The sequence below is a fragment of the Cupriavidus sp. 01T418 genome (genome assembly GCF_056398885.1).
In genome coordinates this window covers 34,048-45,874 of the sequence record NZ_JBFTQG010000051.1, presented here as the reverse complement: position 1 = coordinate 45,874, position 11,827 = coordinate 34,048, and the positions used below count along the sequence as shown (strand labels likewise).

Annotated in this window: 7 protein-coding genes and 5 pseudogenes; 3 read left to right on the top strand and 9 right to left on the bottom strand. The window is 59.5% G+C overall.

Annotation, left to right across the window (positions count from 1 at the left end; all coding sequences use genetic code 11):
- Nucleotides 1-141: 141 nt before the first annotated feature.
- Together AC1DQ3_RS31045 and AC1DQ3_RS31040 are read right to left on the bottom strand one after the other, a co-directional pair.
- A pseudogene (locus AC1DQ3_RS31045) lies at nucleotides 142-565 on the bottom strand (porin); the annotation flags it as partial.
- Nucleotides 566-842: 277 nt separating this feature from the next.
- Complete coding sequence (locus AC1DQ3_RS31040) at nucleotides 843-1,934, bottom strand: porin (protein ID WP_477123953.1); 1,092 nt, start codon at nucleotides 1,932-1,934, stop codon at nucleotides 843-845.
- Nucleotides 1,935-2,323: 389 nt separating this feature from the next.
- On the opposite strand from AC1DQ3_RS31040, the pseudogene AC1DQ3_RS31035 reads away from it, so the two are divergent.
- Nucleotides 2,324-2,553, top strand: a pseudogene (locus tag AC1DQ3_RS31035) (transposase); the annotation flags it as partial.
- A gap of 195 nt (nucleotides 2,554-2,748) precedes the next feature.
- Here AC1DQ3_RS31035 and AC1DQ3_RS31030 read toward each other — a convergent pair.
- The 5 genes from AC1DQ3_RS31030 to AC1DQ3_RS31010 form a co-directional block, all read right to left on the bottom strand.
- Entirely contained in the window at nucleotides 2,749-4,107 is a 1,359-nt protein-coding gene (locus AC1DQ3_RS31030; RefSeq protein ID WP_477123949.1) for an MFS transporter, read from the bottom strand.
- Nucleotides 4,108-4,528: 421 nt separating this feature from the next.
- Nucleotides 4,529-5,725: a hypothetical protein gene (locus tag AC1DQ3_RS31025; RefSeq protein ID WP_477123948.1), complete on the bottom strand. Its 1,197-nt coding sequence runs from the start codon at nucleotides 5,723-5,725 to the stop codon at nucleotides 4,529-4,531.
- Nucleotides 5,726-6,346: 621 nt separating this feature from the next.
- Nucleotides 6,347-6,895, bottom strand: a complete 549-nt coding sequence (locus tag AC1DQ3_RS31020) for a cupin domain-containing protein (RefSeq protein ID WP_477123947.1) — start codon at nucleotides 6,893-6,895, stop codon at nucleotides 6,347-6,349.
- Between the two features lie 58 nt (nucleotides 6,896-6,953).
- Nucleotides 6,954-7,817: a beta-keto acid cleavage family enzyme gene (locus tag AC1DQ3_RS31015; RefSeq protein WP_477123946.1), complete on the bottom strand. Its 864-nt coding sequence runs from the start codon at nucleotides 7,815-7,817 to the stop codon at nucleotides 6,954-6,956.
- Nucleotides 7,818-7,847: 30 nt separating this feature from the next.
- Nucleotides 7,848-8,363 (bottom strand): MaoC/PaaZ C-terminal domain-containing protein, encoded by a 516-nt coding sequence (locus AC1DQ3_RS31010; protein WP_477123945.1) that lies wholly within the window; start codon nucleotides 8,361-8,363, stop codon nucleotides 7,848-7,850.
- A gap of 245 nt (nucleotides 8,364-8,608) precedes the next feature.
- Between AC1DQ3_RS31010 and AC1DQ3_RS31005 the strand changes: the two are divergent.
- Nucleotides 8,609-8,907, top strand: a pseudogene (locus AC1DQ3_RS31005) (IS6 family transposase); the annotation flags it as partial.
- Between the two features lie 42 nt (nucleotides 8,908-8,949).
- Nucleotides 8,950-9,656, top strand: a pseudogene (locus AC1DQ3_RS31000) (IS6 family transposase).
- 69 nt (nucleotides 9,657-9,725) lie between these two features.
- Here the strand turns inward: AC1DQ3_RS31000 and AC1DQ3_RS30995 are convergent.
- Together AC1DQ3_RS30995 and AC1DQ3_RS30990 are read right to left on the bottom strand one after the other, a co-directional pair.
- Complete coding sequence (locus tag AC1DQ3_RS30995) at nucleotides 9,726-10,436, bottom strand: fumarylacetoacetate hydrolase family protein (RefSeq protein WP_477123952.1); 711 nt, start codon at nucleotides 10,434-10,436, stop codon at nucleotides 9,726-9,728.
- Nucleotides 10,437-10,532: 96 nt separating this feature from the next.
- Nucleotides 10,533-11,325: pseudogene (locus AC1DQ3_RS30990) on the bottom strand (cupin domain-containing protein); the annotation flags it as partial.
- Nucleotides 11,326-11,827: the final 502 nt, after the last annotated feature.

The window sequence follows — 11,827 nt, the reverse complement described above, 5'->3', positions numbered from 1 at the left end:
GCCTTCACCTGGCGAACCGCCTCCAATTTGTATTCCTGCGTGTATTTCGCTCGCGTTTGCTTGCCTGACATGTCTTAGCTCCTTGCTCGTATTTGAACATAGGCTAAGAACTCCACTCTTCGGGGGCAAGATCATGACATAGTACGTAGCGCCCGCGAAGACAATATCGGTCTGCAAATGGGTCGCGGCTGCCATGTTGTTTCTGATCCAGCCGATACCAATTTTGGTCGGGCCTAGCTTCACGTAACCGTCGACGATATTGTGCGTGTCGGTATTCGCACTGCTGTCAAGCGGTGCCGAAGCGCCCGCACCACCGCGCATCACGTCGTAGGATGCTGCCACGCCGAAGCTCGCCTGCGCGACCCGCCGCGTCACGGCCAAAGCTGTATGTTCCGCCAAGCGTGACGCCATGGAAATTGCCGAGATAGCCGATCGCATTGTCGCTGCGCGCGTTAGCCAGATACGAGTCGAAGTCGTATAGCGAATGAATCGCCGGCCCGATCACATCAGCGTTCGCGAGCGCGTAGATCGTCATATTCATCTGCCGGCCGAGCGTGAGTGCACCGTTGCGCAATCAACCGCGCAATGACATCCGTGGCACCGCCAGGCGGATATCCCACCAGCACGCGTACCGGTCTGGTGCCGGGCTGAGCCATGGCTGGCACCGACGCCCCTGCGGCGAGGAGTGTCGTTACGTTCTTAAGAAAGCGGCGGCGCGGCAGCGTGACCGGCATACAGATCGACTCCTGAAGGTTGACGAATCTGCATTAAGTCCACGTCTAAGTCCACGTTTAAGTCCACGTTTAAGTCCACGTAAATGCCCTGCGCGGTGGCGCTCCTGCCTAGAAGATGTGCTTCACCCCAACCATTGCGCCAAGCTGGTTTCCGCCCGGAGTCGTGTTGGTACCCGCCTGACCGCTGCTGACGGACAACGCCAGGTTGCCACGATTGTCGATATAGCCTGCTGTCCCGTACACAGATGTGCGTTTCGTGAACGCGTAGGTAGCGCGGCCTGCGAACATCCATGCCTTGTCCGCGCTGTTGTGAAAGCGCAGATAGTAAGCCTCGGCGTCCACGCTGATGGCAGCAGTGATCGGATAGGAGACCCCCGCGTAGTACAGATCGCTGCGCGGTGTCGTGCTCGCCTGGTTGTCACGGCGCAGCCATCCCCCGCCGATTTTCGCCTCTCCGACCATGAAGTAGCCGTTCAAGGACAGGCGGTCGTCGGTCAGTGCGCTGCGCGTCAGACCTCCAAACGCGCCGGGCCCACCCCTTAGCGAATCATAGGCTGCCGCCACGCTCCAGCGCGCCGCGTCATACTTCAGTAATGCAGACCATTCCCGGCACGCCCGCTTGTCCGCCGCGTTCTCGCCGGCGCAATTGGTACCAGCCGGGCTGGGGCCCGCATTGACCGTGTCACGGCCAAAGCTGTAGGTCGCACCGACCGTCAATCCGCCAAACGTGCCTTTGTAAGACGCTGCATTGTCAGCACGCGCATTGGGGATGTAGCTATCGAACGATCCCGAGCCGAATAGGTTCGGGCCGAGCATGTCAGGATCGGCCATGGCCCAGAACAGCATTGTGTACTGGCGCCCGAACGCCACTTGCCCCCAACCTCCCGAGAGGCCAACAAGTGCTTGACGGCCGAACAGGCGTCCGCCCTGATTTGCCACGCCGCTGTCTGGCGAGAAACCGGATTCCAGCCAGAAGATCGCCTTGTTCCCGCCACCCAGATCTTCGCTGCCGCGCATACCCCAGCGCGACGGTACGGTTCCCGTCAGGTTCGGCATGAACGTTTCGCTGTCGCGCGTTGCTCCCACACCATTGACGTATGCAATTCCAGTGTCCACCACGCCATACAGTGTCACGCTTTGGGCTGTTGCGAACCCCGGGCACGCGAGCGCGAGTATGCAGGCCATCGTATGAATTCTCATGTTGTCTCCTTTCCCTATTTTTTTGTGGTTCATCCGACTTTCGTGTGGGTCGATTCATCGCTGGGCTAATTCCAGCACTGCCGTAGCTCCCCTCTCCCGCATGGCGGGAGAGGGGTTGGGGGAGAGGGCGGGCCTGCGCAAGAGCGAGGCGCATCACGTTGAGCGAGCGCCCGCCCTCTCCCCCGGCCCCTTTCCATTTCATGGGAGAGGGGAGCAAACCAGCGGTTTGCTTCCGGCCACTCGCACCCGCATGCAGTACCCACACGAAAGTCCGTTGCACCTTTTTTATGGCGTACTGCCTGGTTTTAAAGAAAACTGATACGGGGCTAGCCCCTCCTTGCATTTGCTGAAATGTGTTTGCATCCTGTCTTTTGCGTAAGCGGGACAGAATGATTCGAACGCTGCTGAGTGACAACGTATGGAAAAAAGTCGAAGCGATCTGCCGGGCAAGGAAGGCGATCGTAGTCGAACGGCTACGGACAATCGCTGGTTCCTCGAAGCGATGCGGTGGCAAAGCCGCACCGGCCGACTGTGGAGCGACCTACTGGCGGAATTCGGTCGCTGGCACACGGTGTACATGCCCTTTTCCCCATGGCGACGCAAAGGTGTCTGGCAGCGTGGTCATGCCGTGCGACTGGCATAGCGGGGAATCCGCTTTCGTTGAAGGCCACCGACCTGGGTTGAATGGCCGCGCCTGCTTTCGCATGAGCCGCCACCCGGTCGGTGTGCAAACTTCCCACGCATGGCAAGAGATCCATTAAGGGCAGCCCAGCGGAAACCCCCGCCGCAACCGCATCTGCCGGGCGCAAGGGGGCTATCCCTGCGTAGCCGGCTGGTGGCTTCCAGAACTCAGATGCTCGGTGTGGTGCGAGGCCGATCGCCGGTGATTGATCAACCCGACCGCGATCGCAGCGGCCAGCGCGGGCAGACCGATCGTCATGAAGTTTTGCTTCAGAGGCAGGCCCATCCCCACAAGCAAGCCGATCAGGATCGGTGCAACAATGGCCCCGCCGCGACCGACGCCCAGGACCCAGCCAATACCGGTTGAACGCACAGCCATCGGATAGAACTGGCCCGCGTAAGCGAAGTTGACGATTTGCGTACCAATCGTCGAGGCACCGGCGAGACCGACCAGCACGAACAGCAAGCCGGTCGGCACCTTGTAGCCAAGCAAGGAGATCGATACGGCTGCGATCAGATACATGCACACAAGCACAGTCTTGATGTGAAATCTGTCCGCAAGCCACCCACCGTAGACCGCGCCGATCAGGGCACCGAAATTCAGGACAAGCACGAACGTCAACGCGGATCCCAGGCCGTAGCCGGCGCTTGCCATCAGTTTTGTCAACCACGAGCTGAGGGCATAAGTCATAAAGAGGCATATAAAATTGGCGATCCAGAACATGATCGTGCTGAGTCCCCGGCCTTCGGTGAAAAGATGCCGGATAGACGCGTTGGTGGCCTTGTCTTCGCTTCGCATGACGAACCGGTCGCCGGCAAGCGGCTGGTAGTCCGGGTCGAGGCAACGCACGATGCGCGCCAGTTTCTTCGTATTGCCGCACCTGATCAGGTAGGCCATCGACTCCGGCATCCATGCCAGCAGGAGCGGCACGAGGAGCACCGGTACGCCCGCGGCAATGAACACCGAAGGCCAGCCATAGCGCTCGATCATTCCCTTCCCCAACACGGCTGCCAGCATGCCGCCGACCGAGTAGCCGCCAAACGCCAGGGTGACCATCATGCTGCGCACGCGCCGGGGCGAATACTCGGTCATTTGCGCAATGACGTTCGGCATCACGCCGCCGATGCCGACGCCCGCGATGAACCGGGCAAGACCAAATGCCATCGGGCTCGATGCGATCCCGGCTGCCGCGGTAAAGACACTGAACGTCGTCAGGCTGATCGCAATCGCCCATCGACGCCCGATCCGATCGGCGACTGTTCCGATGACGATGTTGCCGAACATGATTCCGAAAAAGGCAGAACTCACCATGAAGCCGACCTGGGCCGGATTGACGCCCATCGTCTTCATGATTGACGGCAACGCAATACCAGCAACTGCCAGATCGTAGCCATCGAAAACAATGACTAGCGCGCACCAAAGCAAAACGACATAGTGCAGGCGGTTCAGCTTGGCGTCATCAACAAGTGCGTGCAATTCGATTTCCCGCATGAATCTCTCCTGGTTTTCGATATGTGAGCGTGGGCAACAGCGCTCCGGCGTCCACCCGCGACTCCGGCTTTACATCCTTGCGGATCTCGAACAGACGGCGAGTCCGGTCACCATCAGCTCCCCATAGGGAGAAAGCAGGCGTTCATTCGCTTATTAATCTGTACTGCAAATCATTTGAATGACCGCCACATCGCGCAATGGTTTTCCTGGCTTCCGTTACGTCCCAGCCTCTCCGCACTCCACGCTGTTGTTTGAGATATAAGCCGACGGTAGGTACCAACACGCGCCGACAGACGCAATGCTTCAGTGCTGCGGTACCCACGACGACCCGTCTCGCCACTCGCATGGCAGCAGTACACTTCGCTCTTTCGGGCGACGGGGGGCCTGTCTACGGCAATCCTGCGTGCGATGCTACCGGGAACTATCGTCCCACCGCGACGGCCACCGTCGAGTCCACCTTCATCTCAATCTGAGTCTCCAGTGCGCGGTGTGCATAGCAGGTGCGCGCTGCAACGAGCGGCAGGGACTTGGCGGTTGTCTCGTCGATCTCACCATCGAGAAACACATGGGTGTCGAACGCTTCGGCCTGTCCTTCCCGGCGACCTGCTTCGTCAACGAGTGCGAAGCTGGAAGACTGCACAAGTGTCGTAGGGCGCAATGCAAGGCGGCGAACATCAATGTATCGGCAAAACTGCGTGTGATAGCAAAACGCCGTTCCAATAGAAAAGTAAGCGAGCGGTGTGGGCGCTGTGATCCCCTGCCCGTCGCTCACCAGAACCCAACGGGTTGCGGCGACCTCCGGAAAGCCGACGGTGCTATGAACAAGACTCGTGGCGCGATCAAGGCCCCCTTCAGCCTGCATGTGCCAGCCGACCGCCGAGTTGCTGTCGTTGCTGAGGACGGTATCGGTCCCCTGTGGAGTAGTGCTGCGCGCGAGGATGGTCTGCCAGACCGCTTCGCCCGTAGGCTCAATCTGGCCATCGTGAACGGCCTTGGGGTCGGGCTCAGTGTTTGCGCTCTCGTGAAGACCGCCGATCGGTGTACGCGTGCCATTCACGTACATGGCAAAGGTACCTTCGCGCGCCGTCAACATGGCATCGACTGCCGGCGATGCCGCCAAGGCTTCGCTCACAATCTGATTAATGGTGTCCACGTCACCCGTCGCGTCGATATCGACGTGCCAGGAGAGGCCAAATACGAGGCCGATCGCCTCTCCCTTCACGAACGACCCTTTCGAGGCAAAGCCTTGGCGCACGCGGACAAAAAGCTTATTGACCTCAAGCCCTCGTTCGTTCGCAAGCGCCTCAATACGCAAAACAGCATCTGCGTGAAGACCTGCGCCCCAATGCATGAGAGGCGCCGGCGCCAGGTCCGTGCCGCGCAGGTACTTGCCCTCGTCGGCGGTAAGTCTCCACGTTCTCCCGGTGGATACCTCCTCCACCAGTCCTTCCTTTTGGAAATGACCAATGCCGATTACCTCGCAACGGTACGTATCCTTGCCCGCTCCCGGATACGCAAAGGATTGTTGAGCGCGCCGCGCTTCGACCGGAAAGGCAGTAGGGTACGGACATTCTTCGAGTGAATCAGACCAGAAAGTGTTTTGGGCAGATGCGTTCATGATAGTTAACCTTGGAATATCTATGATAAAAATCGAGAAATCCTGCTGTTGTTCTTATTAGCGATCTCTCGAGGAGAGCAGCGATTGCGTTCCGCAACGACTGGCAGGATGTTGAAGCTGGATCCTGACGGGGTGCATTCCATCAGCCTGCCGGAATGGTCGCAATCACGAAGAACGTGCGATTGCTTCGCTACTGCAGCCCCATGCAAGCCGTGCTCATCTCCTGCGCCGGCACGGTCAGGCGCAAAAAGTCACGCTCGCCAGTCGTCGTCAGAATGGCGGGCCGATCGGTGCTTCGAAACTACCCAGGGGCGACGGCTCGACCTCCCGACTTTCACGTTTCGGACGACCCGGAAAGAGGGCGCGCCGGGAGAGAACGCTGTCCGCCCGGAATCAAGAGGTGCCCGAAACGGGCAGCCAGCCTCAAACCATGTCGGACCGCGCTCCTCGCGCCCCGCGCCATGCTGATGTTACGACCAGCAAGGACGGGCGGCGTCCCCGGCCGAATGCTAACCGACGAAAATGCGGCTCGCATTCCCACCGTGTTCCTCCACGGTGTGAGCAATCCAGTCTCCGTACTTCCATCGTTTGCTCGTAGTCAGCCGTCGTGTCGCGAAAGAACTAGATGGGCATTGCATCGATGAGGACGAAACCTACAACAGCGGGTGCGTCAGTACGATTGCTCCACGCGTGGTTGGTGCCACGCTGAACCAGGACGTCGCCAGCCCGCATTGCCACCTCACATTTGTCCAACACGGCCACGATTTCGCCGGACAAAACAAAAGCGTAGTCCACAGAACGCGTCTTATGCATTGCTTCATGTGGTGCGTCGCTCGTGGCGAGCGCATCGGCTCCTGAATCGCCCATCCCTGCGAACCCTGCGTGCGGATCCCACTTACCGATGTAGTCGCGATCCGGTGGGAACTCCACCACTCTGAATACCGTACCGCTCGAGGGCGGTTCGAGCGTGATCGGGCCATCGCAAGCGTCCGCAGAGCCTGCGTTGCTGGCCGGAGAACTTTCCGTCTTCCAGATGTCGGTCACACCGAATGCGGGAACCCCTGGCAGATGCATCGTATGCGGCGAAGGCGTGTCTTCTACAACGATCGATTTCCCGTCGTTGTCATGCCCGGTAATAATCCGCCTCACCTGGCTAAATTGGTTTTTCATAAGTTGAGCGACCTTGTTACTGTTAAGGGGTGACCCGTGCATGAGATGTGCGAATCGACTAGCGATCGTTCAATGCGGGTATGCCAAGCATTAGCCTTGCCTCTTCCGGCGACGCAACTTCGAGACCTAGGTCGCGGATGCAACGCACCAGACGCTCGACCAATTGCGCGTTGCTCGTGGCAAGCACCCCCTTGCTGTAGTAGATGTTGTCCTCGAAGCCAACGCGAGCATTGCCGCCCATGAGCACCGACGTCAAGGCAGCAGGGAGTTGGTTGGGGCCAATCCCCAGCGTCGAGAACCGGCTGTTTGCGGGTAGCATCGCAACATAATTCGCGATACGTTGAGGACTGTAAGCGACAGCGCCCTGATTAACTCGATTCATACCCATAACGAAGCTGAATGAAAAGGGCGGCTTCAACACGCCTTCGTTAATCAGCATGATCGCGTCGTCGAGTTGGGAATCGTTGAAGATCTCCAGTTCCGGCTTGATATTGCGCTCTTCCATCATCCTCGCGGCCTTGCGCAGGAAATTGCGCGTCCATTCGATGATGATTTCTTTTCCGTGCGCGGCAACAACGGATATTCCCATGTCCAGCGATGCCATTTCGGGCAGCGCGTCGAGTACGGCCAGTCCATCGTCCGCGCTGTTCGGGTTCGGGCCCAGCGCCGGCGCGATGCTGTTCTGGATGATGATGTTGCACTTATTGCGGATCCGCTGATTGATGTCCTTGAAGACTTCGGTATCGTTGGTCTGGATACCGTTAACATCGCGTGCATGCAGATGCGCCAGAGATGCCCCCGCGTTATAGGCTTCGTAGACTGACTGCGCTACTTCATCAGGTTGGATCGGCAATGCCGGATTGGCCTCTTTCCCCTGAAAATTGCTGGTAGGGGCAACCGTCACTATTACTTTGCGTTCCATGTTGATCTCTTTGGTGAAGAAATTGAACTTCTAGACGTCGGTTTTACGACCCATCAATACGTTAACCAATGCGCTCATCAGGACTTCTTCGCGATGATTCCGTAGTTCGAAATCGAGCTTTAGCTTGCCGGTGAGCGGCCGGGACGATGGTTCTGCGCTTACGACCGTAACCACGGCGCGGACCAGGTCCTCCGGTCGCAGTGGCCGATGCCACCGCAAATAGTCCAACCCCGGGGAACCCATGTTTGCCGAGCGGTTGAATACAGAGCGCGCCACTAACCCCATGCAGATCGCCCAGACATGACCTCCACTGGCGATCAGTCCACCATAGATAGTTCCGGCGCAGAAAGCCTCGTCCAGGTGAAACGGTTGAGGGTCGTACTTGCTGGCAAAGTCGAGGATCTCTTCCTTGGTGACTTGACGCTCACCGCATGCAAAGGCGCGCCCTGGCTGAAAGTCTTCCCAAAACAGGTCAATTTCTTCGGATTGCAATGCATTCCCCTCCGGAAGCGAATCATGCTCACTAATTTGATAGGAATCCGACATATAAATACCGAGTCGTTTAATATAGATCTCCGCCCTGCCTCGAGTCTGCCGTTAGGAGCGCAGGTTTGTGAATACATGATAGGGACACGGATATCGGCGCTCAATATAAATATCGAGATGGCCGTTACCCGTTAAGTGCATATCTGCATGCTACTGGTCTAGGTGTAAACGCGAGGGGGAATCGGTTACAGTGCCGGGGTGACCGAATTGAGAGCTGGCGAGGGGAAGCTGAAGAGCACGGATGATTGTTCGCGGACCGTCACTTTGATCGGGACGCGACCATTCTGTGCGTACGCTGGTACCTGAGCTGCAAGCTGAGTTTGCGGGATCTTGTCGAGAGGATGGCCGAGCGGGGTTTGTCGCAGGCACACACGACAATGCTGCATAGGGTGCAGCGCCATGCGCCGGAGTTCGTCAAGCGCTGGAGCTGTTTTGGTAAGCCCACGGGACAGTCGTGGCGTGTCTGCGAAACGTACCTGAGGATCGGGTCGGCCAGACAGTAGACTTCACGCTTCGCGCCAAACGCGGCGTGGCCGTAGCAAAGGGCATTGTCAGGTTGATGAGTAGCGCGGGGTAGAATGAGACGATGAAAATGATGAAGTCGCTTTATCACGGCCATCGCTTTCCCGCGGCTGTCATCAGCTGCGCGGTTCGCTGGTATCACCGTTTCCGCCTGAGCCTGCGCGACATCGAGGAACTGCTACTCGAGCGGGGCGTCGTGGTGACTACGAGACGATCCGTCGCTGGTGTGACAAATTTGGAGCCACCTTCGCTCGTCGCGTGAAGGCGGTGAGGCGCAAGCCCGGCGGCACATGGCATCTGGACGAGGTGTTCGTGACGTTGCGCGGCGAGCCATATGTGCTTTGGCGCGCCGGAGATGAGCACGGCGCCGAACTGGATATCCTGCTGCAGAAGCGCCGTGACAAGGCTGCAGCCAAACACTTCCTCAAGCGGGTGTTGCGTTCAGCGCCGCCGCCACGCAAAATCGTTACGGATCAGTTGCGCAGCTATCCTGCTGCGAAGGCTGACATTTTTGAACTCGCGGGCGTGAAGCACGTGTTCGTGAAAGCTGCTGCACGGGTCAACAACCGCGCGCCGCCGCGAAAGCGCGATGAACGGGTTTCGCGATCCGGGACGTACGCAAGCGTTTCTTTCCCGGTTCGGTACAATACGGCAACACTTCGCGTTACCCCGGCACCGCATGACAGTCAATCCCATCGCACGAGACTCAAGGCACGTCTTGCCGCATGGCATCGTTGGACCGTGACGGAAGCTGCCGGTTGCGCACATTGATCAGGATGCCGATTCGTCTTCCGTCTTCCTGTCCGCTATCGGTAAGTTGCCAGCGCCCGGTTTGCTCGATCACCGCGTTGCCTCTACGATATTGACCGACAATTCGCCCAGGCGCTCCACGCCCATCACCATCGTTTCGCCGGGCTTCAGTGCACCCACGCCTTCGGGCGTGCCGGTGAAGATCACGTCGCCGGCTTCGAGGCGGAAGAGCTTCGACAGATACGCGACCGTTTCGGCCACTGACCAGATCAGATGCGAGACATCGCTCTTCTGCTTCGTCACGCCGTCGACGTCGAGCCATAGCGCGGCCTTTTCGAAGTGGCCGACGACGCTCGCCGGATGAATTGGCCCGAGCGGCGCGGAACGGTCGAACGCCTTGCCGATTTCCCACGGACGGCCCATTTCGCGCATTTTCATCTGCAGGTCGCGACGCGTCATGTCGAGGCCAACCGTGTAGCCCCAGACGTGGTCAAGCGCGTTTTCGACTGTGATATCGGAGCCGCCCTTGCCGATCACGGCGACGAGTTCCGCTTCGTAGTGATAGTTCTGCGTCTGCGCCGGAATGCGAGTTCGAGCGTCTCGTCCGTAGTTCACCGGCACGACGGCGTCGCCCGGCTTGCAGAAGAAGAACGGCGGCTCGCGATCGAGATCGAAGCCCATTTCGCGCGCGTGCGCGGCGTAGTTGCGGCCCACGCAATAGACGCGGCGCACCACAAACTGATCGTCGCTGCCCGCGACGGGAACGGCGACGGGCGCCTCGGGCGTGAATACGAATGCCATGGTCTGGAATTCTGTTGGAAAATGAAATAAAGGGAGAGAAGCACCGTCAACGCGACGCTTTGCGTCGGGAAGCGGCAAACGGGCCGCCTGCGTCACTCACACGCGTTCTTCGCGCAGCAGATTCAGAGCGGCCAGCACCGGGCGATCGGAGTAGCTGAAGAGCACGCTGTCCGCCTCGGCATCGAGGCGCACTCGCTGCCACGAAGGCGCGACGAACACGTCGTGCGGCTCGAACGCGAATTGCGCGTCGCCGATGTGCGCTGTGCCGCGTCCATCGACTACGCAATAGACGGTCGCGTCGGTGCTGCGATACGTCTTGCCCTTGAAGCCTTGCGGCAGGAATTGCATGAAGGTCGCCATCGTCGGCATGGGCCAGCCGCCCGTCGCCGGATTCACGTAGCGCAGCTTCACGCCGTCCCACGCGTCGAGTTCGCCGTTGCGGTAGAGCGTGTCGAGCGCCTCGCGGCTGCGCGCATACGGGTAGCTGAAAATCGGCGAGGTCGGATCGCTGACCGTCTGCCGCACCGGCAGTTTCGGGGCGCGAGAGCGGCTGCGTCGCTTCGGGATAATTCTCCGCGAAGCCCGCGTCGAGTTGCGCGAGCAACGGGATGTCGAGCCCGTCGAGCCATATCACCGGCTCGCCGTCTACTTCGGCCGACGGGTTGCCATGGTCGTGCCGCGTCCACGACGGCGTGATGATGAAGTCGCCCGGATGCATCGTGGTGCGCTCGCCGTTCACGGCGGTCCACGCGCCCTTGCCCTCGACGATGAAGCGCAGCGCGGACTGCGTGTGGCGATGGCTCGGCGCGATTTCGCCGGGCAGGATCAGTTGCAGGCCTGCATAGAGGTTCGGCGTGACCGACGATTTGCCGGGCAGGCCCGGATTTTCAGCCATTGGACAGGCCCCGGTAGCGACCTCTCAATGCGAGCAAGAAGCGGACTATCGCGATCGTGCCTTCTGCATGGTGGTCCGTCACGGGTCAAGGAGCGGTGGCTGGCCACTGTCCCCGCTTGCTAAGGGCTGTCCGATACCTTCCCTCGAGCACGTGCTTGTCAGCATGCGTAGGAACTGGTCGGACAGGCGTCGGCCAGCCCTCAACAACAGCAGCAGATCGCCCGCGTCAACGGAAAGCTGTCGCTGCGTCATAATTCTAAGTGCTGCCTGAGCGTCCGCTTCGGCCACCTGCCGGCCGATACGAATTCACGAATGACCGTTGCACCCTGGAAGCTGCCGTTAAGGCCACGCCGGGTCGAAGGGCAGAAGTGGGTCGAACTCGGCCATCAGCCGGGACCAGGCTTGGCAGCTTGACCCTACTCTACCCATCCCAAAGTTTGGCTTCCAACAAAAGAAAAAGACCCCATCACCAAGGTGGCGGGGTCTTTGCGATGTA

Coding starts and splice junctions, on each gene's coding strand:
- AC1DQ3_RS31010 (WP_477123945.1), bottom strand. CDS start 8,363: ATGTCGGATTCCTATCAAATTAGTGAGCATGATTCGCTTCCGGAGGGG.
- AC1DQ3_RS31025 (WP_477123948.1), bottom strand. CDS start 5,725: ATGAACGCATCTGCCCAAAACACTTTCTGGTCTGATTCACTCGAAGAA.
- AC1DQ3_RS30995 (WP_477123952.1), bottom strand. CDS start 10,436: ATGGCATTCGTATTCACGCCCGAGGCGCCCGTCGCCGTTCCCGTCGCG.
- AC1DQ3_RS31040 (WP_477123953.1), bottom strand. CDS start 1,934: ATGAGAATTCATACGATGGCCTGCATACTCGCGCTCGCGTGCCCGGGG.
- AC1DQ3_RS31020 (WP_477123947.1), bottom strand. CDS start 6,895: ATGAAAAACCAATTTAGCCAGGTGAGGCGGATTATTACCGGGCATGAC.
- AC1DQ3_RS31015 (WP_477123946.1), bottom strand. CDS start 7,817: ATGGAACGCAAAGTAATAGTGACGGTTGCCCCTACCAGCAATTTTCAG.
- AC1DQ3_RS31030 (WP_477123949.1), bottom strand. CDS start 4,107: ATGCGGGAAATCGAATTGCACGCACTTGTTGATGACGCCAAGCTGAAC.